This window comes from Pseudomonas hunanensis (assembly GCF_013393325.1).
Taxonomy (GTDB): domain Bacteria; phylum Pseudomonadota; class Gammaproteobacteria; order Pseudomonadales; family Pseudomonadaceae; genus Aquipseudomonas; species Aquipseudomonas putida_P.
Genome location: NZ_QJRC01000095.1, coordinates 197,427 through 222,056, shown reverse-complemented (window position 1 = coordinate 222,056; position 24,630 = coordinate 197,427). Strand labels below are relative to the sequence as shown.

At 63.7% G+C, this 24,630-nt stretch carries 16 protein-coding genes; all 16 read right to left on the bottom strand.

Translation table 11 applies throughout. The features are described from left to right. Nucleotides 1–108: 108 nt before the first annotated feature. The 16 genes from DM807_RS17650 to tssE all read right to left on the bottom strand — a co-directional run bounded on the left by DM807_RS17650 (nucleotide 109) and on the right by tssE (nucleotide 24,613). Nucleotides 109–2,526 (bottom strand): TonB-dependent receptor, encoded by a 2,418-nt coding sequence (locus DM807_RS17650; protein ID WP_179027623.1) that lies wholly within the window; start codon nucleotides 2,524–2,526, stop codon nucleotides 109–111. Between the two features lie 101 nt (nucleotides 2,527–2,627). Then, nucleotides 2,628–3,590, bottom strand: a complete 963-nt coding sequence (locus DM807_RS17645) for a FecR domain-containing protein (protein ID WP_179027622.1) — start codon at nucleotides 3,588–3,590, stop codon at nucleotides 2,628–2,630. Beyond that, nucleotides 3,590–4,096, bottom strand: coding sequence for a sigma-70 family RNA polymerase sigma factor (locus tag DM807_RS17640; RefSeq protein ID WP_179027621.1), 507 nt, complete (start codon nucleotides 4,094–4,096; stop codon nucleotides 3,590–3,592). The genes DM807_RS17645 and DM807_RS17640 overlap by 1 nt, the downstream gene beginning before the upstream one ends. A gap of 87 nt (nucleotides 4,097–4,183) precedes the next feature. Further along, complete coding sequence (locus tag DM807_RS17635) at nucleotides 4,184–6,700, bottom strand: excinuclease ABC subunit UvrA (RefSeq protein ID WP_060493108.1); 2,517 nt, start codon at nucleotides 6,698–6,700, stop codon at nucleotides 4,184–4,186. 114 nt (nucleotides 6,701–6,814) lie between these two features. Further along, a complete protein-coding gene (gene tssA, locus DM807_RS17630; protein WP_060493109.1) occupies nucleotides 6,815–7,912 on the bottom strand; it encodes a type VI secretion system protein TssA in 1,098 nt (365 codons plus the stop codon). Between the two features lie 83 nt (nucleotides 7,913–7,995). Continuing rightward, on the bottom strand, nucleotides 7,996–8,514 hold the full coding sequence (locus DM807_RS17625; RefSeq protein WP_012272409.1) for an Hcp family type VI secretion system effector: 519 nt from the start codon (nucleotides 8,512–8,514) through the stop codon (nucleotides 7,996–7,998). Between the two features lie 143 nt (nucleotides 8,515–8,657). Beyond that, nucleotides 8,658–11,153, bottom strand: coding sequence for a type VI secretion system membrane subunit TssM (tssM, locus tag DM807_RS17620; protein ID WP_179027620.1), 2,496 nt, complete (start codon nucleotides 11,151–11,153; stop codon nucleotides 8,658–8,660). Beyond that, complete coding sequence (gene tagF / locus DM807_RS17615; RefSeq protein ID WP_060493111.1) at nucleotides 11,150–12,058, bottom strand: type VI secretion system-associated protein TagF; 909 nt, start codon at nucleotides 12,056–12,058, stop codon at nucleotides 11,150–11,152. Before tagF ends, tssM begins: the two co-directional genes overlap by 4 nt. Then, complete coding sequence (locus DM807_RS17610; protein ID WP_179027619.1) at nucleotides 12,055–15,852, bottom strand: type VI secretion protein IcmF/TssM N-terminal domain-containing protein; 3,798 nt, start codon at nucleotides 15,850–15,852, stop codon at nucleotides 12,055–12,057. The genes tagF and DM807_RS17610 overlap by 4 nt, the downstream gene beginning before the upstream one ends. Nucleotides 15,853–15,882: 30 nt before the next feature. Next, complete coding sequence (icmH, locus tag DM807_RS17605) at nucleotides 15,883–16,599, bottom strand: type IVB secretion system protein IcmH/DotU (RefSeq protein ID WP_012272405.1); 717 nt, start codon at nucleotides 16,597–16,599, stop codon at nucleotides 15,883–15,885. After that, a complete protein-coding gene (gene tssK / locus DM807_RS17600; protein WP_179027618.1) occupies nucleotides 16,596–17,939 on the bottom strand; it encodes a type VI secretion system baseplate subunit TssK in 1,344 nt (447 codons plus the stop codon). Before tssK ends, icmH begins: the two co-directional genes overlap by 4 nt. Next, a complete protein-coding gene (gene tssJ, locus DM807_RS17595) occupies nucleotides 17,936–18,658 on the bottom strand; it encodes a type VI secretion system lipoprotein TssJ (RefSeq protein WP_012272403.1) in 723 nt (240 codons plus the stop codon). The genes tssK and tssJ overlap by 4 nt, the downstream gene beginning before the upstream one ends. A gap of 24 nt (nucleotides 18,659–18,682) precedes the next feature. Next, entirely contained in the window at nucleotides 18,683–21,280 is a 2,598-nt protein-coding gene (gene tssH, locus DM807_RS17590) for a type VI secretion system ATPase TssH (RefSeq protein ID WP_012272402.1), read from the bottom strand. Next, nucleotides 21,277–22,347 (bottom strand): type VI secretion system baseplate subunit TssG, encoded by a 1,071-nt coding sequence (gene tssG / locus DM807_RS17585; protein ID WP_060493115.1) that lies wholly within the window; start codon nucleotides 22,345–22,347, stop codon nucleotides 21,277–21,279. The genes tssH and tssG overlap by 4 nt, the downstream gene beginning before the upstream one ends. Next, a complete protein-coding gene (tssF, locus tag DM807_RS17580; RefSeq protein WP_179027617.1) occupies nucleotides 22,311–24,131 on the bottom strand; it encodes a type VI secretion system baseplate subunit TssF in 1,821 nt (606 codons plus the stop codon). The genes tssG and tssF overlap by 37 nt, the downstream gene beginning before the upstream one ends. Further along, nucleotides 24,131–24,613 carry a type VI secretion system baseplate subunit TssE gene (gene tssE / locus DM807_RS17575; protein WP_012272399.1) on the bottom strand — a complete coding sequence of 161 codons (483 nt, stop codon included), beginning with the start codon at nucleotides 24,611–24,613 and terminating at the stop codon, nucleotides 24,131–24,133. The genes tssF and tssE overlap by 1 nt, the downstream gene beginning before the upstream one ends. Nucleotides 24,614–24,630: the final 17 nt, after the last annotated feature.

The following is a 24,630-nucleotide window of genomic DNA, read 5'->3' as shown; positions in this document are numbered from 1 at the left end:
CCACGACATCTTCCGGCCCTTTCGCAGCACAAGGCTGCTCCTACACGCACTGCCTCGCATTTGCAGGCGATGCCGTCGCTGTAGGAACAGCCCTGTGCCGCGAATGGCTCAGAAGTCTACACTGGCCGACAATCGCAGCACTCTCGGCGTACCTTGGGTCAAGTAGTTGTTGGAAGTCGACGCCGAAGCCCAGTACGCCTTGTTCGCCACGTTCTCCACGTTGGCGCGCAATGTCACTTGCTTGTCATCGACCTTGAAACGGTAGCGTGCGCCCAGGTCCACTCGGGTCCAGGCCGGAATGCTCAGGCTGTTGGCCGCATTCACATACTGGCCACCCGTGCGCAGCAAGCGGGCACTGAGCGCGGCGCCTTGAATGCCAGGCACGTCCCAGTCGGCACCCAGGTTGTACTGGAAGCGTGGCACGCCAGCGGCGCGGTTGCCGTCGTTGCTGCCATAGGCCGTGTGCTTCTGCTCGGTGTGCATGAATACCGCGCCTGTCAGCAGGCGCAAGCCGTCGACGGGCTCACCAAACAGGTTCAGTTCCACGCCTTTGTTGACCTGCTCGCCGTCCATGCTGAATGTGTCCAGCGCAGCGCCCGGAGCGCGGTAGGTGACGCTGTTGGGCTGTTCGATGCGGTACACGCCCAAGGTGGCGCCAAAACTGTTCCAGTCCAGTTTCACCCCAGCCTCGACCTGCTTGCTGCGCTTGGGCGGGAACACCTCGTTGGCATTGCTGACACTCGACGGTGCCGTCGGGCCCTGGGCCAAGCCCTCGATGCGGTTGGCATAGAACGACACATGCTCCCAAGGCTTGATCACCAAGCCATACACCGGTGTGGTGATCGACTCGTCGTACGGCGTGTTGCGCACCCCCGTGGCGGTCGCCCAGCTGTCGACGCTGATCGATTGCCGGCGCACACCCACGGTCAACAGGACGCGGTCATCAAGAAAACCCAGGGTGTCGGACAATGCGACGCTCTTGTTGCGGTTTTTGCCGACGATGCGCGGGTCGTGCAGGTCGCTGCCAAAGTAGGTGTCGGTGGGGCGCGGCACTTTCACCGGGTTGTACAGGTTGCTGTCATAACGCTTGCTGGCAACCAGTGCCTCGTAGGCCGAACGCTGTTCACCCCACATGCCTGACAGGCCGAAATTGACCCGGTGGCTGACCGGGCCGGTGGCAAAGCGGCCATTGAGCCCGGCGACGGCGCTTTTGTTGTCCTCGTCGTGGGGCGAATACAGAAAACCGCCGCGCGCGGTGCCGTTCGCGTCGCTGACGTACAGCGAGGAGTATTCGCCGTTCTCACGCGTGTGCTTGGCGCCGGCGCCGGCATACAGCATCCAGTTGTCGTTCAGGTCGTACTCGGCGTTGAGCATGCCGTAGGTGTCTTCCAGCTGCGACCAGCTCCAGGCTTGCGAATAGTTGTCACGCGCTGAAGGCGCGTGGGGCACCTTGCTGCCGGTGGGGTAGATCACCGCGCGGCCCTGGTTGATGCGTTCCTTCTGGTAGCCCAGATCGGTGGACAAGCGCAGCCGCTCGCCACGGTAATCAAGGGCCACGGCAACCAGGGTGGAATGCTGGGCTTCGTCGTCCACGCCAGTGCCGCCGTCATGCTGGGCCAGGTTGATGCGGGCGCCGAAACGATTGTCCTCACCAAACCGCGTGCCCAGGTCGAGATGGCCGCCAATGTTGTCGCCAGTGGCATAGTCGAGGGTAACGTGCCGTGTGGGGGTATCTTCGGCGCGCTTGGGCACCAGGTTGATTGCACCCCCAATGCCGCTGCCTTGCGGTGCGACCCCATTGAGGAAGGCACTGGACCCTTTGAACACCTCGACTCGCTCGAGCGCTTCGGTGGTCACGATCTGCCGCGGCAGTACGCCGTAAAGGCCGTTGTAGCTGATGTCGTCGGTGTTCAGCGGCAAACCGCGAATGGTGAACACTTGCGAGAAGTTGCCGAAGCCCGCCGACTGGCGCACCGACGCGTCATTGAGCAACACGTCACCCAGGGTGCGGGCCTGCTGGTCGGCGATGGTCTTGGCGGTGTAGCTGGTAACGCTGAACGGCACGTCGCTGATGGCCTGGTCGCCGAGCACGCCCAGGCGCGCGCTGCGGGCTACCTGGCCACCTTGCCAGGTGTCGCTGCTGGCGGCCAGGTCGCTGTTGATGGTGGTCGCACCCAGTTCCAGGGCATTGCCCAGGTCGACCGTCGGCGCCAAGGTATAACCGCCGCTGTCGGTGGTGATCAGGCTGTAGCCACTGCCGGCCAGCAGGCGGGTGAAACCTTCCGGGACGCTGTGGTTACCCTGCAGGCCCTGGCTTTGTAGGCCGTTGAGCAGGGCCGGGTCGAACGACAATGGTACTCCGGCGCTGGCGGCGAAGCGCGCCAGCACGTCGGCCAGTGGGCCAGCGGCCAGGTGATAGGTGCGCGGGGTGGTGTCGGCGGCCATCGCCGTGGGGGCCAGGGCGGCCATGGCGATGGCAAGGCTCAGTGCCTTGAAGGGCAAGCGGTACGGCTGGCGGGGCGTCATGCAAGCATCCTGTGGGTGCAGAAAATGAAGGTTCTGCACTCATCACCGGACGACGCAGGTAAAGGTATCACTGACTTTTTCGCGGTCCCTGTAGGGGCGTGTCAGCTTAGGGGCTCCACCGTCACCCAGTAACGGGTCAAACCCTGGATTGATACAGGTAGGGTGTCACCCAGCAGCCGCAAGCTGGCGTCGGTGTCTGCCACTGGAAAGGCGCCCGATACCTTCAGCTCGCGCACTGCCGGGTGGCAGCGCAGCACGCCTGGGCGATAGCGACCTAACTCCAGCAACAGGTCGGCCAGGCGCATGTCGCGCGCCAGCAGCATGCCGTGCTCCCAGGCCAGGTCACCGGTTTCCAGCGCTGAGGCGGGCAGTACTCGGTCGGCATCGAAAGCGCTGCGCTCGCCAGCCTTGAGCAACAGGCTTGCGGCATGCAGCGGGCGTGTAGCCACTTCGCCTTCAAGTACGGCCACCCGGGTCAGCGCGCCATCGATACGCACGCTGAAGCGTGTGCCCAGCGCAGTCGCCTGACCATGCAGGGTGCGCACTAGCAGCGGCCGCGCCAGGGTGGCAGGGTCCTTGGCGCTGGTGAGCAGAATCTCGCCCGCCAGCAGGTCGATGCGGCGCTGTTGGGCGTCGAAGGTGATATCGATGGCTGTGTCGGTGTTCAGCAGCACCTGGCTACCGTCGGCAAGTGTCAATGCGCGTTGCTCGCCGACCGCGGTGCGCGCATCGGCGGTCCATTGCTGCCAAGGGGTTTCACGCCAGGCCAGCCAGGCCGTGGGTGCTGCCAGCAGCCACAGCCCCAGGCGCTGCAGGGCCTGGCGACGGCTTACCGCCCCGTTGCGGCTCAGGCGGCGCAGGGTTTCACCGGTAACCGGGGTGGGCAGGCGGCGGAAATCACCGAGGATGGCCTCGGCACGCTGCCACGCCTGGGCGTGCTGGGCGCTGCGTTGGCACCAGGCCAGGACCGCACGGCGATCGTCCTCGGTGGCGTTGCCCGACTGCAGCTGCACCAGCCAGTCAGCGGCTTCGCCAAGGATCAGTGGGTCGATGCGCTGCACCATCAGTCGATGCTCAGGCAGGCAAGGAAAGCCGTGCGCATGTCGCGCTTGATGGTGATCAGCGAAACCTGCAGCTGTTCTGCAATTTGTGCGTAGGTCAGCCCGTCCAGCTGCGACAGCAGGAACACCTGACGTACACGGGCCGGCATGTCGCGCAGCATGGCGTCGATGCGGTACAGGGTTTCGAGGATCAGCCAGCGCGTTTCCGGCGAGGGCACCTCGGGTTGCGGCAAGTGTGCGATGGCTTCCAGGTAGGCGCGCTCGACTTCCTGGCGGCGCCAGCGGTCGACCACCAGGCCCTTGGCGATGTGGGTCAGCAAGGCCCGGGGTTCATTGCCGAAAAAGCTGTTGCCCTGCCGGCTGAGCAGGCGCACGAACGTGTCATGAGCCAGGTCGGCGGCATCGCAGGCATTGCCCAGTTTCCGCCCCAGCCAGCCCTGCAGCCAGCCATGGTGCTCGGTGTACAGCGTCTGGACTTGCAGGTTCAGGGTAGGGTCGGCGGGCGGCATGACGGGCGCGAGGCTCCGGGCGAAGGGTGCAATTAAGAATTGATCGCATTCTAAGCGCCATCCACGGAGCCTGGCAATGCGCAGGCACTACAAGGCTTTGGCCAGAAACGCCGCTGTACGGCTTTCGCTACAGCCAGCCACGACTTGCGGGATGCCGCTGACCACCACCTTGCCCCCGGCATCGCCAGCTCCCGGCCCAATATCGATCACCCAGTCGCTTTGCGCCACCACACGCATGTCGTGCTCGACCACTACCACGCTGTGCCCGCCCTCGACCAGGCGGTTCAACTGCACCAGCAGCCGGTCGATGTCCTGCGGGTGCAAACCGTTGGTGGGCTCATCCAGCACATACAGCGTTGCCCCGCGGGCGATGCGTTGCAGTTCGGTAGCCAGCTTGATCCGCTGCGCCTCGCCACCGGACAGCTCGGTGGCCGGTTGGCCCAGGCGCAGGTAGCCCAGGCCGATATCCTGCAGCACTTGCAGGCAACGTCGCACCGGTGGCTGTTCGGCAAATACCTGCAGGGCTTGGTCGACGGTCATCTGCAGCACTTGCGCGATGTTCATGCCTTGCCAACTCACCGCCAGGGTTTCGGGGTTGTAGCGGGCGCCATGGCAGGTTGGGCAGGGCGCGTAGACACTGGGCATGAACAGCAACTCGACGCTGACGAAACCTTCACCCTCGCAGTTGGCGCAGCGGCCCTTGGCAACGTTGAAAGAAAAACGCCCAGCGTCGAAACCCTGCGCCTTGGCCTGCTCGGTGGCGGCGAACAGCTTGCGTACATGGTCGAACAGGCCGGTATAGGTGGCCAGGTTGGAGCGCGGTGTGCGGCCGATTGGCTTCTGGTCGACCTGCACCAGGCGCTTGATGCTGCCAAGCCCCGCACTCACCTGGCCGCTACTGGCCTGATCAGGTTCGTCTTCCAGGCTGTGTTCTTCGGGCTCGCCACGTTGCTCGGCATGACCCAGGTGTGCCCCTACCAGTTCCAGCAGGGCCTGGCTGACCAGGCTGGACTTGCCAGAACCGGAAACACCGGTAACGGCGGTGAAGCAGCCCAGCGGGAAGGCAGCGCTGAGGTTATCGAGGTTGTTGCGCGTGATGCCTTCAAGCTTCAGCCAGTCGCAGGGCTGACGGGGGGCGCGTTTGGTCTGGGGCGGGGCGCTGAACAGGTAGGCACGGGTGCATGACTGCTCGACCTCGGCCAGGCCCGCAGGCGGCCCGCTGTAAAGAATGGTACCGCCATGCTCACCGGCAGCCGGCCCTACATCCACCAGCCAGTCGGCGCGGCGCATGGTGTCCAGGTCGTGCTCCACCACATACACCGAATTGCCTGCATGCTTCAGGCGTTGCAAGGCTTCGAACAGCGCTTCGCTGTCGGCTGGGTGCAAACCGGCCGATGGCTCGTCGAGCACGTAGATCACGCCGAACAACTGTGAATTCAGCTGGGTAGCCAGGCGCAGGCGTTGCAGCTCGCCGGAGGACAACGTCGGGGTGCTGCGCTCAAGTGCCAGGTAACCAAGGCCCAGGCCGAGCAATGTGTCGATACGCTCCAGCAGTTCGTTGGCGATGCGTTGGGCGGCCAGGCGCTTTTCCAGCGTCAGCTCATCCTGCTGCAGTGTCAGGTAGTCTGCCGCCGCCACCTTGCGCAACACTTCGGCCAGCGCCTGCAACGGCAGGTGCGACAGCTCGGCGATGTCCAGGCCGGCGAAGGTCACGCCCAGCGCGTCGCGCTTCAGGCGCTTGCCCTGGCACAGCGGGCAGGGGCTGGGGCGCATGTACTGAGCCACGCGCTTGCGCATCTGCGCGCTTTGCGAGTGCATGAACGTATGCAGCACGTAACGCCGTGCACCCATGAACGTGCCTTGGTAGCTGGGCTCCAGTTTGCGCTTGAGTGCGTCGCGGGTCTGCGCTGGGGTCAAGCCGGCATACACGGGCGCGGTAGGCGTTTCTTCGGTGAACAGGATCCAGTCGCGTTGCGCCTGGGGCAGGTCGCGCCAGGGAATGTCCACGTCATAGCCCAGCGTCACCAGGATGTCGCGCTGGTTCTGCCCCTGCCAGGCCATCGGCCACGCGGCCACCGCCCGCTCGCGGATAGTCAGCGACGGGTCGGGGACCATGGTCGCTTCGGTCACTTGGTAAACCCGGCCCATGCCGTGGCACTCCGGGCAGGCGCCCTGAGGTGTGTTCGGTGAAAAGTCCTCGGCGTACAGCATTGCTTGCCCGGCCGGGTAGTGGCCCGCGCGCGAGTAGAGCATGCGGATCGAGCTGGACAGGGTGGTGACGCTGCCCACCGAAGAGCGGGCACTTGGCGTACCACGTTGCTGTTGCAGGGCCACTGCCGGCGGCAGGCCGTCGATGGCATCCACGTCGGGCACGCCAACCTGGTCGATCAGGCGCCGGGCATAGGGCGCTACCGATTCGAAATAGCGGCGCTGGGCCTCGGCATAAAGCGTGGAGAAGGCCAGCGATGACTTGCCCGAACCGGACACGCCGGTAAACACCACCAAGGCGTCGCGAGGGATATCGACATCGATGTTCTTCAGGTTGTGCTCGCGGGCGCCACGGACGCGGACGAAACCGGTGGGAGTGGGTGAGCGTGGCGGCATCTGAGCGGTCCTTGGCAGTTTGGAGCGCTCACGTTAGCAGCATTTGCCGAGGCTGTACTGGCCTGCGCCTTGGCAAGTCGGTGCGCGAAGAGGCCGGGTCAGCCCGAACGAGTATCAGGACCTTGGTTCGCGAGTGCCTAGCACATCACGAATGTTGTCCACCACGTTGCTGTCTTTGATCACATCGCTCAGCCAGCCCTCCAACGGCATGTTGCCCCACTTGATCGCACGTTCGATCAAGTAAGGTACCGGGCTCTGCGGCTCGCTTTGCTTGAAAAACTGGGCGATGCCCGCAAGCATGGTGAAAGCCTCGTCGCGGGTCAGTGGTGTCGTGCGCATAGGGGCAGGCGCAGAGGCCTGGACGGGCGTGTTCATCGGTTCACCTGCTGCGTCAGTAGAGACAAAGATGGCCTCGGGTTCTGCTACCGCCACCGCTGCGGGGTGCAGCTCGACGCCGCGATCCTTGAGCAGTTTCTCCGCCAGCTGGCTGGCGCGCGACAGCATGTCGGCAAGGCTGGCGAAGCTGGGCGCCTCGTGGCCGAACAGGCGGTCGGCGCTGGCCTGCAGGCGTTTGCACGCATTCAGACTGGTGCCGATCTGCAGCGCCTTGGCACGCAGGTGATCAGTGTCGCTCAGCGCTACCGAGCGCTGGAAAATCTCGGCGTTGATCTTGCCTTCGTTCAGTGCTGTCTGCATTGCCTTGGGGTTCTGCAGGGCGAGGTTTTCGACGTGGCGTGACTCGTCATAGCGCAACACGCCAAAATGCTGCCCTTGGGTAATGGGCAAGCCACCGGCAATGTCGGTGAGCGTGGTCTTCAGCCAGGACAGCCGCGCCGCGCGCTCGTCCAGGCCGTCTTCAAGCGTTGGGAACAGGGTGTCCCAGAACGTATCCAGAAGCCGTTCGGTCAGCTCTAGGCCAAAAGTGATGCCTTCGAAGTGCTCACGCTGGGCCAGGCCCTCGCTGAGCCAGGCCACCAGCATCAAGTCTTTGCTTTGCTGCGCCAACCCTTGAGCCGACAGGTTGATTACCTGCTCCCAGTCGGCAGTCTTCAAGTCGGTTTGCCAGTCGCCCTGGGTCAGGTAGTCAGGGTCCGCCCGGCGGGCTTCCTTGATCTGGTCGAACAAGGCAGAGAAGCTCAAGTCTTCGCCACTGCCACCTTCGATGGGTGCGGCCAGTGTGGCCAGCGAGAGGTCATTGAGGATTTCAGGCATATAACACTCTGGACATGGCTGATGAACAGCGTGCCAGAAAACTGGCACGCCGCGCAGTACAGGCCGCCGAAGCGGCCCATGGCTTAGGCGAACACTTTGTTCGCGGTACGGTCCCAGCCACCGACGATGTTGCCGCCGGCCTGGCCGTCGGTGCGGTTCTGCTGGGTGTAGGTGGTCTTGATACGGGCAAAGTTGAAGCTGATTTCTTCTACAGGCAGGTCGCTGACCGCCTTGTCTTCACCGCCTTGGTTGCCACCGGCGATGAACTTGACCGACGACACCACGACTTCTTCCATGTCGATGGTCAGGTAGGTGACCTTGTCGCCACCGGCGCGGTTCACGTTCAGCTTCAGCTTGGCGATGTGCTTGCCGGTGCAGCAGTGCTCGAACAGCTTGGCCGAAGCCTTGTCGACGGCCTTGCGGATCTTGAAGTCGCTCAGGGCAACACGCTCGGAAGACGCACCACCCGAGGAGCTGGCGGTAGCCGAGGTTGCCTGGGTGGCGCCGTACTCGTAGCCCAGCACTTCGATCCAGTCCTTGTGTTTTTCATCCAGTACTTCGCCTGGGATGCCGTCGATTTGGATATACGCGTCAAATGCCATTGTGAAACTCTCCATTAACAACGTGTAAAGGGTTGCTCATGCGCCCCTTGGTTTTGACCTCGCCGGGCATACCGGCAGAGGTAGCTTGCCGCCACCCGGGCCTCCTCCTGTGAGGCCCGGGCGACCGGTTCTTGCGGCGTGGCTCAGTTCAGCCCACGCACTTCGATTTCCACCCGGCGGTTGGGCTCCAGGCACTTGATCAATTGCGCCCGCGGTTGTTGCATGTCGCAGTTGACCAGTGGTTTGCGGCTGCCTTCGCCTTGCGCGACCACCAGCTCGGCGGGCACGCCCTTGCCGACCAGGTAGGTGCGGATGGTTTGCGCCCGTTGCTTCGAAACCTGCAGGTTGCCCTGGCTGTCGCCGAGCTGATCGGCGTGGCCAGAGATGACCACCTTGCCGATGTTCGGGGTGTTCAACAGCTTGCTGGCAATCGCGCTCAGTTGGTTCTGGCCTTCGTTCTTCAGGCTCTGGAAGTCGGCGCGGCCAAAGGCGAACAGGGTGTCGGATTCCAGCGTGATGGTCTCGATCGAGCGCAGCGACTGGGCCCGCAGGCTGTCGATGTAGTTGCGTGAGCTGGACATCAGGAAGGCGTTGTCGAGGATGCGTGGCACGTCCGGCTCACGGATCTGGTCGCTGTAGAAGGTGATCTGGCGGCTGGCGTACAGGTAGTCCTGGTCGCCGCTGGCGTCGCTACCGGCTGCGGCCATGCGCTTGCCGGTGTGGCGGGCGATGGCCGGGTACCAGTAGTCCGGTAGGTGCGCCTTGAGGAACGCAGGGTCAGCCTTCTCGCGCATTGCCTGCGAGAGCATCACGTAGGTGTCCAGGGTCGCTTTGCCGAAGTCGGCGATCGACTGGGCGCGGTTGTCATGCGGCAGCGCCTCGGCCTCGACGCTGTCGACGCCGCTTACCGGCTGCAGCTCGCGGGTGTTGCGTTGGTAGACCTTGAGCGTGGTCAACAGGTACAGGGTACGGGTCAGGTTATCGGCCGTGGGCTTGAGCATCACGTTCTGCAGCGTGGCGAAGTAGCGGCTGCGCAGCAGCGGCTCGACCGCATGGCCCTGGTACAAGCCCAGGCGCATGCCAAGCGGCACGCCCTGCTCGTGGTGTTGCTGATAGTAGTGCGCGGCCCAGAAGCGCAAGCGGTCAAGGCTTCTCCAGGCGGTGTACTGGCCGCTGCCAGCCTGGTCGTCGGCCTTGGCCTGAGCCAGCTCGCCGGCAATGCTGGCCAGGGTGGCGCGGTTGTTCAGGTACGACCAGCCCCACAGGCTGCAGAGCACCAGCGCTGCCAGGCCGGCGGCGCCAACCCACCCGGCCTTGCGCCGGCGCTCGCGGTGGTTGCTGGTGTACAGCGCCACCAGGTGCTGGTCGGGAATGATGACCTTGCGGAACAGGCTGTTGATGAACAGGGGGGCTGGCTGGCTGCCGGCAGTGCCAGAACCTTCAACCTGCTCAAGTGCGAAGCGTTCGGCCACATGCTGGCCGTGGCTGCCCCACTGGGCCTCGTCGGCTTGCAGCGCAGCGGTGAAATAGAACCCGCGCAGCAACTCTGCATTCTGGTAGGGGTTGGCACGCAACAGGCTGTCGACGAATTGCTGCAGGCGCGGCTTGAGCGCGGCCAGCTCCAGCGGGAAGCGATAGGCCGCGTTGTTCTGCCGAGTGACCTGAATGTCCTGGTGTACCAGTTGTTGGCCGGCCACCTGTCGCCAGTAACTGGCCAGCTCGTCCATCGCGTTGCCAAAGCGCTGGCCCCAGTCGGCCTGCTCGTAGCCCTTGTGCGAGAAGGTTTTGCCCATCACTTCACCACGCGCAGCGTCGTCCAGCTGGCGATAGAACGGCGTGAAACCGGGGATCAGATCGCACTTGGTGAAGACCAGATAGATGGGCAGGCGCACTTCGAGCAGTGCGCAGCTTTCCTGGATGCGTTCGCGCAGGCGTTTGGCCACGCGCTCCTGGTCCTCGGCCGAGCCATGCAGGATGTCGGCGATGCTGACGCTGACGATCAAGCCGTTGAGCGGGCGGCGCTGGCGGTGCTGGCGCAGCAGTTGCAAGAAGCCACGCCACTTGCCGGCTTCTTCGGGGCTGTTCATGTAGCGCCCGGCGGTGTCCAGCAGCACCGCTTCGGAGCTGAAGAACCAGTCGCAGTTGCGCGTGCCGCCCAGGCCTGCGACCCGTGCGCCTTCGCGCTCGGCGTAGGGGAAGTTCAGGCCCGACTGCAGAATCATCGTGCTCTTGCCCGCGGCCGGCTGGCCGATCACCAGGTACCAGGGCAGGGCATACAGCGCGTCCTTGGCCGAGGCGCCGCGCGCTTTGTTGCTGTGCAGGCGCTCGATGCTCTGCAGCAGGCGCTCGCGCAACAGGCTGACCTCTTCCCGGTCGGCCGGGGTGGCGCTGAGTACGGCCTGGTCGGCGTCGTCGCGCAGCAGGCCTTCGAGGCTGTGGTGCTGGCCAGCACCGCGGTACAGCAACAGTACATAGCCCGCCGACAGCAGCAGAAACGCACCGATACCCGCCAGCAAGCTGTGCAGCGAGGCAAAGCCCAATGCACGGCCGATGGCCCAGACCAGGAAGATCGCCAGGAAGAATGCCACACCCAGCAGGTAGGGTTGGTAGCGCAGGCAGTAGTACTTGATCTTGTTCATACAGGCGTCGCATCCAGTGCATCGACGAACTGGTCGATGACGTGTTCAAGAGGTCGGTCGTAATTGTGCTGCCGTGGTGCGCCTGGTAGCGGGTTGAGCAGCTTCAGGTGCTGATGTGTGTCGGCGCATTCACTGAGCAGGCGGTAGGCGCTGTTGGCGTGGCGCGACGGGAAGCAGTACAGCCGCGGGTGCATGAAATCGTCGACCAGCAGGCTTACCGCCGGCACGTCGGGTTGCCGGCTCATGCGGGTGAGCCAGGTCAGCCAAAGGTCGGCCGTAGGGTTTTTAAGGCCACGTTCGGCCGGCAGCGGCAACTCGATACCGCCTGCAAAATCGCCATGCAGCGCGGCCCGGCTGATCTGCAGGTGGGCCAGGGCGGTGGCGCTGTCGAAATTTGGCCAGGAACCGTGTAGGGCTCGGGCGACATCAGTCAGGCTGTAATCGTGGAGAAACTTGGTGTGCACGCGGCGGAACAGGTCAAGGTCCTGGCCCTGTAGCGGGCGCAAGGCCTTGATCCGCTCGAACAGGCTGGCGCTGCCAGCGCCTTGCACGGCCTGGTGCAGCAATGGCTTGATCTGTGCGCTGAACAGCTCGCCAAGGGTGTACGGGTTGACCTGTGCAGTGCCTGCTTCACCCTTGAGCAACTGGAAGATGAAAAACGGGTAGCGCCGTTGACTGGCATCGCGCGAGCTGAGCAGGCCACCCAGCAGCCAGTTGCCGTTGCGTGCGCGGTAGTTGAAGAAACACACCGGCAGCGCGTCGAACAACGCCTGCCAGTCATCGCAGTGGCGCATGGCCGCCAGCGATGACTGCAACCAGGCGTCGAACTCGCAGACTTCCTCCGCCGCGCCATGCAGGCTGACGAAGTCCGCGCTCGACGGTAGCTTGCCGAAACAACCGATCATTGGCCGCCCCTGTCGTTCAGGGCGCTCAGCGCCTTGACGTCACCCAGGTCGGTCAGCTTGACCCCGCCAAAGTTGCGCACCACAAGGCTCACGCGACCACTGGCGGTGTTCCAGCTGAAGCGTTGCTGAATGCCATCCAGGTCGTCTACGCGGGCGCTTTCGTTCATACGCAGCAAGCCCCAGCGCCCCGGGAAGTCGAACACGGTCACCCGCGCACCGCTCAGGGTCACTACGTCCAGGCGTGCGCCAGGTGCGTTGCTGGTGCCCGGCCAGGCGAAGCGGTTCCAGCTGCTACGGCCGTTGCGGTAGTGCTGCTCCTGGCCGTCGAGGGTGAACACGATGTCGGTGAAGTTGGCCGACGGCTCCAGCATGATCTCGAAGCCGTTGTCACGGTCAGACAGGCTGGCGATCACCTGGCCCACCGAGCTGGCCTTGTCGATGCTGTTGAGCATGCCAGGGTTGACCAGCGCTGGCCCCTTGCTGTCGCCCACACCCAGGCCCTCACCGCCGGCCAGGTTGCCGATTTCGTTACGTTTGAAGGCGGGCAGCAGGCCGCTGTCCGGGTCGACGAAGCGTTGCAGGTCTTTCACCGACGCTTCATTGTTGCTGCCGCCGGCAATCGGGTAACGGTGCGCCATGACCTGTTCCCACGGTTTGGCAATCTGTTGCGCCCAGGCCTTGGCGATCTGCTGGCCGGCCGGGTCACGCAGGGTCGCCCAGGCGTACTGGATGGGCAGGCTGAACAGCCCCTGCAGTGAGCGGGACAAGCCGTCCTGGCTGGTGTCGACGCTGCTCTCCACATAGTTGCGTACGGTGGTGACTTCGCTTGGCTGGCCTTCCAAGGTTTCGCTGATCAGCTGCTTGCTGCTTTTGCCCACATCCTGCGAACGCTGGATGTTGTTCATGCGTACCTTGAGCTTGCGCAAGGCGGCCAGGTAGCGGTCCATGATGGTGCTGTCGGCGCCTTCGGCGTTGTTTTGCGCAAACACTCGCGCCACCGGCTCGAAACGTTTGGCCAGGCTGCCGTCGTCCACCGCCGGCAGGGCCGGGGCAACGCTGGCGGGCAGGGCGTTCTCGGTGTCGAACAAGCCGGTGACCTTGCTCCAGAAACCGTCATCGCGAGCGGCGCCAGGGGCCGGGATCGCGTGCTTGGTCGGCAGGTCCCACTGGGTGTTGTCATTGACCGCCGCCAGCAGGTTTTTCACAGGCGAGTTCTGCACGTCACTGAGCAGGCCCAGTTGCTCGGTGGCCGAGGCCAGGTCGGTGAAGTGGCGCACACCGACGCTGCTGACCATCTTGTACCAGGCCTGGGTGTAGTCGCGCTTGTAGCGGGTCATGAACTCGCGCACGAAGTTGGCTTTTTGCACGAGCGCGTCGCCGCCTTCACCGTCCAGCACCCAGTCCGACTCGTTGCGCAGGTTGCCCGACACCAGCTTGATCAGTTCGGGCTTGACGAAGGTGTCCCAGCCCTGGCGCGTGTAGATTGCTGGCACGCCAGCGGACCCGTACAGCAGCGCACGGCCCGGTTGGGGCACCAGGTCGTTGAGGCTCAACGTCGGGAACTGGCGGCTCGACTCAAGTTGCAGGCGCAGGTATTCACGATCGACCAGCGAGCTGGAGATCATGAATGCCTTGAGGTTCTGCCGGGTCTCGTCGATAAGTTGCTCGTTGCGCGGCAGTGCCGGCGCCTGGCCTTGCTCCAGCAACTGCACGTAAAGCGGTGCGTTTTCTTCGATTACCCCGGCGTCGGCCGGGGCCCCTTCAGCGGCTGCACCTGTCCAGGCCTGGGGCAGGCTGGCAGCGACGAAGGCCGGATCTGGATGTATCTGGGGCTCGGTCAGCAGCAGGTACAGCTTGAGCGTGTTGTAGGCGTCGATGATCGAGGCCACCTGCTGTTCGTCAAGTCGGCCGAGCATTTCTTCGGACAACGACAGGCCACCGGTGGTGGCGGACAGCTCGGCGGCATCGCTGGCGGTGGCCAGGTTGACCTTGGCGGCGTAGCCACCCAGGCGGGTGTTGGCTGCTGTGGCCTTGGCGGCCAAGGCAGGGGCGAGAGGCTTGCCGTTGCGTTTTTTAGGCAGCGGCGCTGGGGTGAACTCCAGTTCCTGGTTGATGCCGTTGGCGAATGTGTTGAACGCGCGCATCTGCACTTGCAGGCTGCGGGTGATCGGCTCAAGCGCCTGGCTGCGCAGTTGCGCCAGGTATGCGGCACTGCTCACCTGATGGACTGCTTCACCGTGGTAAAGGCCAGCAGCCAACGGCAGGGGGACGCCTTGCAGGCGATGGGCTTCGACTACCGCCATCTGTTCGCGCAGCACTTCCAGGCCCTTGCCTGCGGCCAGCAGTTGCTCGCGATCCTGCGCATGTTCGATCTGCGCCAGTTGCCCGCGCAAGCCATCGAGCCACTGCCGGTTGTTGATGAACGACAATGCCTGCCAGCCAATGAACAGGACACCCGTGGCAACGGCCAGGCCCAGTAACAGCGGGCTGAACGTGGCCTGCCGGCCCAGGCGTGACTGGTACAAGGTCAGGTCGCGGTCCGGGAATATCACCTGGCGGAAGGTGTCGGTGATGAAGTAGCTGCGGTTGCCCACGGGCTTGCCAGCACGTTCGGCAGGCTCATCGTAGGCCGCTTGCAAGGCGAACTCGTCGGCGATGACGTCTTCATAGACTTGTCCCAGCTGCTGCCCGGTCTGCAGCGCACTGGTGAAGTACAGGCCACGCAGCAGCAGCGGGGTCCCGCCGCGATGGCCACGCGTGAAGTGGTCGAGGAATTGCTCGAGTACATCGCTGAGGGCGGCGAAGTACTGCGGGAAGTTCAACAGCGCACTGTCGGCCTCGGCGCCGAGGGCGATCATCTGCGCATCGACGTGCTGGCGAACGTGACCCTGCAAGTTCTTCAGGCGCGTCTGCAGCACGGCGTGCAGGCCACTGTTGCGGATTTCCGACAGGCCAAAGGTCATGCCCAGCGGTTGCTGGCGCTCATGCAGGTCGAGGCCGTCGAATGCCTGGCTGAAGCCCGGTAACTGGTCGGTCTTGCTCAGCATCAGGTAGACCGGCGGGTTGGCGTCGAGGCATTCGGCGTATTCTTCTACCCGTGCCACCAGCTGCGCCGCCAGGGCATTGCGCTCATCGCTGTTGGCCGCCAGCAGCTCGGGCAGGCTGACCACCAGCACCAAGCCATTGATCGCCGCCTTGCCGCGTTGCTTGCGCAACATGCGCAGGAAGGCCGAGAACTCACTGGCTGACTGGTCGTCGCGCAAGTAGCGCCCGGCGGTGTCGATCATTACGGCGTCGGGGCTGAAGTACCAGTCACAATGCTGGGTACCGCTTTCACTGTCGTTGGCCGTGGCGATGCTGGCCGACAGACCGGAATGGGTCAGCAGCGAGGTCTTGCCGGCAGCGGACATGCCCACCACCAGGTACCAGGGCAGGTCGGACAGCGCCGCCTTGCCGCCGCCACCGGCTGAGCGATCGGTGCGCAGCATGGCGATGGCGTGCTTCAGGCGCTCGCGCAATACCTGTTGGTCTCGGAACTCACCCGTGGCGTTCCACGAGCGGTCGACTTCGATTTGCAGCAGGTTCTCCAGGTTGTGCTCGGCGCGGATGCGCTGGTACTGGCGCAGCACGATCACCAGCAGGAAGCAGGCACTGATGATGGCCAGCGCTTCAGGTACGTGATGACGCAGCCACGGCACCAGCGGCGCGACCAGCCAGCCAATCAACAGGCTCGCCAGCCACAGCAATGGCAGCAGCACCCAGAAACTCTTCAACAGACGCAGTAATGTTTTCATGTCTTCCTGACTCGGCTACCTGATGTGTGCTCAGGCACTGAACAGCTGGCGGATTTGTTCGGACAGGGCGGCAACGTCCTTGTCCAGCAACCAGTCAAGCGTCAGGTACACGGCGACGCAGACCAGCGCGATCAGCGCCAGATACACCCACAGCGGCACTTCATGGCGCAGCATCTGCGACACCTGGTCGGGCAGTGCCCAGTCCGGTGACAGCGCTTTGGGCGCCTTGCGGTAGCGGGCAATGTCCTGGCCCAGGGTATTGGCCAGGTAACGCAGCTGGTCTTTCTGGCCAAGGCTGAACTTGCCCTCGAAGCCCAGGGCCAGGCACAGGTGGTAGACCTCGAGCACATCGACGTTTTGCTTGGTGTCAGCACGCAGCGCTTGGACTTTTTCGAAGAAACCTTCCCCGGCCAGGTGCACACCGAAATAGCGGAACTGCAACGGCTGCAGCTCAAAATGCCGACGCAGCGCGTTGTCGCCTGAGCGCAGCACGCTTTCATCAAGGAACGCGCACAGCGCGTACTGAGTGTCCTTGACCTGCTCGACGCTGTAGTTGGCCGCGCGAGCATCCCGCTCCAGGTTGGCGAAGAAGCGTTCTACGCTGCCCTCGAAGGCCGGCACCGAGGTGACCTGGCGGCCGCGACGTACGATCAGCGCCATGCTGATGAAGTCCTGGACCAGGTCCTTGAGCGTCGGTTTGTCGTTGGCGGCCGCGACGGCGCCCTGTTGCAGTACGGCTTCGGTCATTTGAGCACCGCCATCAGTTCAAGCTTGAGGTTGGTAAAGGCGCTGGGCGCATAGAAGCAGATGGCCTGGGCATTGATCATTCGCTCATACACAGTGCCGTGCGGCTCGATGGCGAAATACTGGTTATCCAGGCGCACCGGAATCGCGTTCGGTAACCGCGCGGCATGATTGAGGGTGACGCCAGGCATGGCGCTGTTGACCACCACCTCGATGTCTTCCGGCGAGCCGACCTTGAACGCTCGGGGCACCAGTTCCAGCAGGCTGGCACCGGGCATGTCGGCGTGCACGGCAATATAGAAGTCGGCTTCGGCCAGGCGTGGGTCGTGCAGCTGGCCTTGCCAATGGGACGGTTTGGTCTGGGTCAGGTTGATGACGATGCACTGGTTGGGCACCACGTTGTCGAGCATTACGCGGATCATTTCGTCCAGTTTCACCAGCGATGCCGCAGGGTCCTGGTGGTCGTACTCGGGGATGTCGCTGAGCTGGGTGTCCAGGGTGAAGGTCAGCAGCCCGCCGGCCAGGTCGGCGAGGAACAGGTACAGGCGCTCCGGGTGCAGGCGCGTATGGGCCAGCAGATGCGCCAATTGCGGGTGGGCACGGTTGACCGTGTTCAACAGCCAGAACAAGGTGACGTCGCTGGAGCCGAACTCGGCGATCTGGTCGGCGCGCTCGCGGCGTCGGCCGGACAGCGCCTTGCTCTTGGCCTGCAGGGCACCGAGCAGGCGTTTGCCGAGGCTGGTGATGGTTTCGTGGCTGCCCAGGTGCAGGGTAGGGTGGACGAAATGCGGGTCGAGGTTGAAGCCGCCCATGCTGTTGCGTGTCAGCTTCGCCAGCGGGCAGTAGCTGTAGCCATCGAGGCTGTCGCCGTCGACCAGCATGACCACGTTCAGGCGCAGGCTGGTGATCTCGTTCTCCAGCTCACCTTCATTAAGGTCGGGCAGGGTGTCGAACTGCTTGCGAAAGCGCCGTGCGGCCTTGTGCTCGTGGCCATCCTCGACGTAATTGAGGCCGAATGGCTCGGGCAGCTTGAGCGCGGCATAAACCTTCAGGTCGTTGGCCTTGAGCAGGTCCTTGAGGTCACGCGCGGCCGGCAGCGGATCGTGCTGCGGAGCGTCGTACAGGCTGCCATCAGGGAACACCAGCTTCAGGCGCTTGAGCTGCAGCGAACCGTTGGCCAGGGCGTCTTCGTCCACCTGCAGCGCCTGTACACCCCAATGGAAAGGAGTACTGCGCAGGGTCGCCTCAGCCAACTGGTGCTGGTGGAACTCGTCCTGGTACTGGAAGTGCTGGGGCAGCAGGAACATGCCTTCCGACCACATCACCCGGCTCTGCTTGCTCATTTGACGCTATCCACTAAAGAGTTGAAGGTTGAATCCATGGCGTTGCTGGCCGACTGGCTGGCGGCGTCGCTGGCTTTTTGGATGACCGCGTCCTGCACCTTGTCGGTGAGCGTCGGGGCGGCATCCTTGGCCTTCTGCGCCGCCGCGAGCTGGTCGGCAGTCGGGGGTTTGTTCAGCACATCCACGCCCCGCATGGCACTGATTTCGGTTTTATCCACCAGTACCCGCAGCCCGTCGGATGAGAACCAGATGCCGTCCTTGCGCAGCGAGTTTGCGTCGAAGGCGACTTTCCAGCGTGCGCCTTGTTCATCACGGAAGAACGCCGCCACGCCGACGTAGCGAGCGCTATTGGCCAGAGGCCACTGGTCGATCTGGCCAATGCCCGGTAGCAGGGTGATCTCGCGGGCTTCCACCAGGGTATTGCCCAGTGCCTTTTCCGGGGTATCCCACAGGGTTTCGGCATCGGTTGCGGCGAAGCGCTCAAGGTCGGTCAGCTGGTACACGCGCATCACCACCGACAGCGGCTTGCCCTCGGTATCGGGGTTGAGCTGGTTGCCGCCGTCGGAGGTCAGGATGACCTTCTCGCTGTCAGCCAGCATGTCGGCCGCCCAGCTGTCCTCCATGCGTTTGCCGATACGGTCGGTGACCCCGCAGCCCGCCAGCGCCAGCAGCAGGGCGGCGGTGGTCAGGCGCTTGAAGGCGATGTGCTTGTGTTGCATGACGGCTAAACCTCCGGGTACTGGTCAGGCCAGGCGATAGGCGAAATCGCCATCGCTGCCCAGTTCGATCACAAGGCGCTCGATCGGTGTGTCCTGGGCCATGCGTTCGAGCACACGCTGGGCGAGCTCGGGCATCAGGGTTTGCGACAGGATGTTGTCGATGTTGCGTGCGCCGCTGTCGACCTCGGTGCAACGGGCGGCGATGGCTTTGACCAGCGCCTCGTCGTAGCCCAACTCGGCCTGGTGGTTGCGGGCGAAGCGCTTGGCGATACGCTCGAGCTTGAGGGCGACGATGCGCTCGAGGATCTGGTCCTGCACCGGGTAGAACGGCACGATGTTCAGGCGGCCGAGAAACGCCGGCTTGAACACTTGGTTGAGCTCGTTGCGCAGGCCTTCGACGATGGCCTCTGGCGTTGGCAGCTCGGTGGCATTCAGGCAGGTTTGCATGATGCGTTCGGTGCCGGTGTTGGAGGTGAGGATGATCACTGTGTTGCGGAAGTTGATCTCGCGGCCTTCACCGTCGTCCAGCACGCCCTTGTCGAAGACCTGGAAAAACAGTTCGAGTACGTCGGGGTGGGCTTTTTCCACCTCGTCCAGCAGCACCACGCTGTAGGGTTTGCGGCGTACCGCCTCGGTCAGCACGCCGCCTTCGCCGTAACCGACGTAGCCGGGGGGCGAGCCTTTGAGGCTCGACACGGTGTGGGCCTCCTGGTACTCGGACATGTTGATGGTGATCAGGTTGCGCTCGCCGCCGTACAGCGTATCGGCCAGGGCCAGGGCAGTTTCGGTCTTGCCGACGCCGCTGGGGCCGAGCAGCAGGAACACGCCGATGGGTTTGTTGGGGTCTTCCATGCGCGCACGGGAAATCTTGATGCGTTTGCCGATTTCCTGCAGGGCATGGTCCTGGCCCAGTACGCGCTCGCCCAGCAGGGCCGGCAGGCGCTGTACGGTATCGATTTCGTCGCGCAGCATCTTGCCCAGCGGGATGCCGGTCCAGCCGCTGATGACCTGGGCAATGGCGCCGCTGTCGACCAGGGCGTGGACCAGTGGCTGGTCACCTTGCACACGGGCCAGTTCGGCGCGCAGGGTATTGAGCTGCTCGGCGTCGGTGTCGTTGGCGGCATCCAGTGCCTTGAGTTGCTCGACCAGTTCCAGCTCCTGTTGCCACTGCGCGATGAGCTGCTGCTCGCGCTGCTGTTCGGTCTGCAACGCGGCCTGCAGCTCGCCTAGGCGACGGGCATGGTCATGGCCTTTGCCCGCTTCGTGGCCAAGAACGGCGATTTCTGCCTGCAGGTTGTCGATCTGCCGACGGCAGTCTTCCAGCAAGCCTGGCTGCGACGACTGCGCCAGGGCGATTCGGGCGCAGGCGGTGTCGAGCACGCTAACGGCTTTGTCGGGCAGCTGGCGGCCGGTGATGTAGCGGTTGGACAGGCGCACCGCTTGTACCAGCGCTTCGTCCATCACCGCCACCTTGTGGTGCTCGCGCATCTTGCCCAGTAGCCCGCGCAGCATGTGAATGGCTTTGTCTTCATCAGGTTCTTCGACCTTTACTACCTGAAAGCGGCGGGCGAGGGCGGCGTCTTTCTCGAAGTACTTCTTGTATTCGGCCCAGGTGGTGGCGGCGATGGTGCGCAGTTCGCCACGGGCAAGGGCCGGCTTGAGCAGGTTGGCGGCATCGTTCTGCCCGGCCTGGCCGCCAGAACCGATCAGGGTGTGGGCTTCGTCGATGAACAGGATGATTGGGTGCAGGCTGCGCTTGACCTCTTCGATGACCGCTTTCAGGCGGTTTTCGAACTCGCCCTTTACCCCGGCGCCCGCCTGCAGCAGGCCCAGGTCAAGGGTGTGCAGGGCCACATCCTTGAGCACCGCTGGTACATCGCCCTGGGCGATTCTCAGGGCCAGGCCCTCGACCACGGCGGTTTTGCCGACCCCGGCTTCACCGGTGAGAATCGGGTTGTTTTGCCGGCGACGGGTGAGGATGTCGACCATTTGCCGCACTTCGAACTCGCGGCCCAGGACTGGGTCAATGCGGCCTTCGCGGGCACTTTGGGTAAGGTTGACGGTGTACTGGTCCAGCGCTGGGGTCTTGCCCCCAGCTTTAGTGCTGCTGGCAATCGGTGCTGCGGGGCTGGCCAGGGGGCTGGCCTGCCGCGACTCGGCGCTACCTTCGACCAGTGCGGCAAGGTTCAGGCGCAGGTCATTGGCATTGATCTTTTCCAGCTCCGGTGCCGAAGCCATCACCACTCGGCGCAGTTCGGCATCATCAAGCAGGGCTTGCAGCAAGTGGCCGCTGCGTACTTGGCCAACGCCATACTCGATCGATGCCAGCAACCAGGCCTGCTCGATCATGCGGGTGATGTGCGGCGACAGCGCTGGGGTACGGGTATTGCCTTTCTTGAAGGTGCCCAGGGCGGTGACCAGTTGCGCCTGCAGGCGCTCGGTGACGACCTCATAGTGGCGCAGGATCGGTGCCAGGTCATTGTCACTGCTGTCGAGCAGTTGCAGCAGCAGGTGCTCAACCTCGACATCGTAGTGATGCTCCGACAGGCACAGGGCCGCCGCGCTTTCGGTGGCCGTGCGGCTGGTTTCGTTTAGCTTGGCGAACAGAGACTTCAGGTTCACAAGGCGACCCCATCGTAAGGAATGTGGAAAACGGCGCAACGCGAAGGCTCCGCGTCACGGCCAGGGCGTTTGAGCCAGCCCATCCAGCCCAAGGCGACATTGCCTTTGCGGCCGAGCTGGGCGCGTGGCACTGCCTCGCGCTTGAGGCGCGGGGCGATTTCGAAGTCCAGCCCGGCACCTATATAGAAGCGCACCAACTCGACCAGCTTGCGATAGCACTCGGTGCCCGGCTGAAAACGCTGGTAATCGGCCAGGCTCAGTGGGCCCAGCTCGATGCGAATGCACGATTGGTAATCCCAGGTTCGCTTGCCCGCTACGGCGCTTTGGCCGAGCTGGGCGTTGCGCCGCCCAAGCTGGGTGCGCTGTTCAGGCGGCAGGTGCAACCAACGACCGGCGAACTGCTTGACGTGGATCGGCAACGAGAAATAGAAGCCGAGCATCCGTTCGAGGTTCAGCGCATTGCGCGGCTTCTGGCTGAGCAGGCCGGCAAAATAGCTGAACAGCTCACGACGCAATACTGACGGTTGTTCTTCGAACTTCAGTTTTTGCGCGCGCGGCCCGAAGCCCGCCAGGTTGAGCAGGTAGCCATCGAAACCCGAGGTGCCATTGCGCTCGTGCTCGATATGGAACTTGTATTTTTGCCAGGCCTCGTAGAACAGCGTGGTCATACGGTGCGAGAAGATGTCGAGAAACGCATGGGCGGCATCGTCGCGGTATTGCACATGGCGCTCGAGCAGCAACTCGGTATACGGGCGCGGCAGCACGCCCGACGGCCCGACCAGGCCCATGAAGGTAACCTGCACTTCCGACAGTGGCAGGCCAGCCGGCGATAGCTTGCCTTCGCGCTCAAAGTGCAGGTCGCTGACCTCGCTGGCCGGAAATGCCAGCGACAACTGGGTGCGGAAACGCAGCGGGTCTTCATGGGGCCGGGTTGCCAGGTCCATGCGACCGGTGCGGCTGTAGTGCAGGCGGAGCAGGCGCACCAATTGAAAGAATTCGAATCGGTGCGGCTCGGCTCGGGCCTGATCGATCAGACCAGGGGCTGATCGCCAGTGCGTGCTGGCCATTGGACGATTCTCTTTTCTCGTTGTTGGGTACGCAGGGTCAGTTGGGTGAAGCTGTTCATCGAGCAGTACTGGCCGAAGAAGTGGTCCAGCACCATGCCGAACAGGAACACGCCGCTGCCGGTGTATTGGTGCTCGTCGAGGGTGAGGGTAATGCCTACGCCCCGCACAAAATTCGGCCGCGGATGGCCGATGCGCGCAACCACTGGCTCGCTGCTGATGGCCTTGATGCCATTGATCTGTTTGCGGATGGCCGACACGTTGCGGTAGTTGTAGAGCGACAGCAGTTCCAGCAGCACTTCGCGGCCTTGGCTGACCAGCGACATATGGTTCAGCGACAGGTGCGCGATCAGCCGCCAGATCAAGCCTTTGCCCAAGGGCACGCGCACGGTGGCAGTGGGCTTGCGCAGGCAGCGGATGTCCTTGATTACCGAGTTGGCGGGAATGTTGAAATCGCCACGCTCGCCACCGAACGGCAGCATCAGCGGCACATCGCGGTTGCTGCAGGTGAGGCCGATGCTGAGGGTGTCGCTGCTGGCGCCGATCAGCTCCAGGTCACGGTCGACCACGCGGATGCTCATGGCCGTGGCGTCACCCTGATTGCGCCGACGGGCGACCCAGAAGCTGCTGTGCGGGTCCTGTTCGCCACGGGGCTCGAAAAACGGCAGGCAGGTGGTGACCTGGTCGATGCCGCCAAGTTTGCGCACCCGGCGCACGCGGTCGATCGACACCACTTCGGCAGCGTTGTGCAGCCGGGTATCAGGCGTGACCGGGTACTCGTGCTGGGTGTGGGTCAGCTTGATCGGCTCGGCCTGCTGGCGGAACAGATTGATGATTGGCGTGCAGTTGAGCTTGAAATTGTTGCGCCCGATGTTCTGCGTCAGCCGCGCCAGGCGCTCGCTGAGGTCGTAGTCGGAAAAATAGAAATTGATCTCGACCTGCTCGATAGCCTTGCCTTGCAGGATGCGTGCAAAACCACTGAGGTCGAAGAACATGAGTTTGTCGGGGAAGGTGAAATACTCGTGCAGCAGCCGGTAGCCCAGGAACGAGCGCTCGGAGTAATCCACCAGGCCTTCGTCACGGGTAAAACCCACGGCCTTTAGCGCACCGGCTGGCAGCGCGACTTCACGGCTGCGGCCCTCGTCGTGGAAGCTCAGGGTGGCCTTGGCCAGGTTGTTGAACAGCAACTCATATAGATGCAGCATCAGCGTGGCTTCGCCGTCGAGGAAAAACCGCAGGCGGTCCATTTCCATCTGCCCGAACAGGGCATCACCTGTGGCGGTCAGGCGGATACGCAGGCGTGCGACCAGGTCGGCGCTGTGGCCGTTGAATGCCGAGCGTTCCATTTCGGCGAACGAGGCCTGCTGCACGGCAATCGGCCACAGCTCTACGGGGTAACAGGTGCGGAACTTGCACACCACGCCCTCGACGGCATTGGCATGCATTTCGGTATGGCGCGCCACGTGGTATGCCTCGGTGACTTTCTCATGCCTGCCCAGGCTCAACTCGGCAATCGACATGGACGGGGTCGGGCGCAGGTAATGCGGGTACAGCACCTCGAGGAAGGATTCGACGATTTCCGGGAACTCGTCATCGAGCTTCTTGTGCACCCGCGCAGAAAGGAACGAGAACGCCTCGATCAGGCGCTCGGTATGCGGGTCCTCGCAGTTGTCGCCCTCGATCAGCAAACGAGAAGCGATTTTCGGGTACTGCGCAGCAAACTCCTGGCCGAGGAAGCGCAGGTGCGACAGTTCCTTTTCGTAGTAGGGCAGCAGTTCGTCGAGCATCAGTTGAGGTTCTGCACTTTGTATTCCTGGGTGTTGACCTGCAGCACGGCGTCGAACGACACCTGGCGGCTGATGTCCTGCAGACGCAACACGGCGTCCACGCGGAAGGTCAACATGCGGTGGCCGTCCTGCTGGGCCAAGAGCTGCACACGGACCCGGCGAAAGCGCCGGTCGCCGGTGCTTATCGCACGCTCCAGCTGCTGCTGGATAAGGCGACGATCGTGTGGGTCGAGCACGCTGCGGCTGATGAAGTCAGGCATGCCGTATTCAAGGATGGAACCACCGAGTTGGCTGAAACCGTCGAGCGCCTCGGCGACCAGCGATTGGCGGGTATTCACCAGCACTTCCAGGTCGCGGACGATGCTGGCCTTGTACTCGGCCAGCGAGCAGGTACGCTGCGCGGCCGGCTCGGCCGACTGATAGGGACGGTCGTCCAGCAGTCGGTCGAGCAGCGAGGGCAGCAGGCGGGCCTGGTTACTCATGTGTCATCCCTGTACAC

Bases quoted from the DNA above. Each gene is read 5' to 3' on its own strand.
- DM807_RS17610 (WP_179027619.1), bottom strand. From the start codon at position 15,852: ATGAAAACATTACTGCGTCTGTTGAAGAGTTTCTGGGTGCTGCTGCCA.
- DM807_RS17640 (WP_179027621.1), bottom strand. From the start codon at position 4,096: ATGCCGCCCGCCGACCCTACCCTGAACCTGCAAGTCCAGACGCTGTAC.
- icmH (WP_012272405.1), bottom strand. From the start codon at position 16,599: ATGACCGAAGCCGTACTGCAACAGGGCGCCGTCGCGGCCGCCAACGAC.
- DM807_RS17650 (WP_179027623.1), bottom strand. From the start codon at position 2,526: ATGACGCCCCGCCAGCCGTACCGCTTGCCCTTCAAGGCACTGAGCCTT.
- DM807_RS17645 (WP_179027622.1), bottom strand. From the start codon at position 3,590: ATGGTGCAGCGCATCGACCCACTGATCCTTGGCGAAGCCGCTGACTGG.
- DM807_RS17635 (WP_060493108.1), bottom strand. From the start codon at position 6,700: ATGCCGCCACGCTCACCCACTCCCACCGGTTTCGTCCGCGTCCGTGGC.
- tssG (WP_060493115.1), bottom strand. From the start codon at position 22,347: ATGGCCAGCACGCACTGGCGATCAGCCCCTGGTCTGATCGATCAGGCC.
- tssM (WP_179027620.1), bottom strand. From the start codon at position 11,153: ATGAACAAGATCAAGTACTACTGCCTGCGCTACCAACCCTACCTGCTG.
- tssE (WP_012272399.1), bottom strand. From the start codon at position 24,613: ATGAGTAACCAGGCCCGCCTGCTGCCCTCGCTGCTCGACCGACTGCTG.
- tssA (WP_060493109.1), bottom strand. From the start codon at position 7,912: ATGCCTGAAATCCTCAATGACCTCTCGCTGGCCACACTGGCCGCACCC.
- DM807_RS17625 (WP_012272409.1), bottom strand. From the start codon at position 8,514: ATGGCATTTGACGCGTATATCCAAATCGACGGCATCCCAGGCGAAGTA.
- tssF (WP_179027617.1), bottom strand. From the start codon at position 24,131: ATGCTCGACGAACTGCTGCCCTACTACGAAAAGGAACTGTCGCACCTG.
- tssJ (WP_012272403.1), bottom strand. From the start codon at position 18,658: ATGCAACACAAGCACATCGCCTTCAAGCGCCTGACCACCGCCGCCCTG.
- tssK (WP_179027618.1), bottom strand. From the start codon at position 17,939: ATGAGCAAGCAGAGCCGGGTGATGTGGTCGGAAGGCATGTTCCTGCTG.
- tagF (WP_060493111.1), bottom strand. From the start codon at position 12,058: ATGATCGGTTGTTTCGGCAAGCTACCGTCGAGCGCGGACTTCGTCAGC.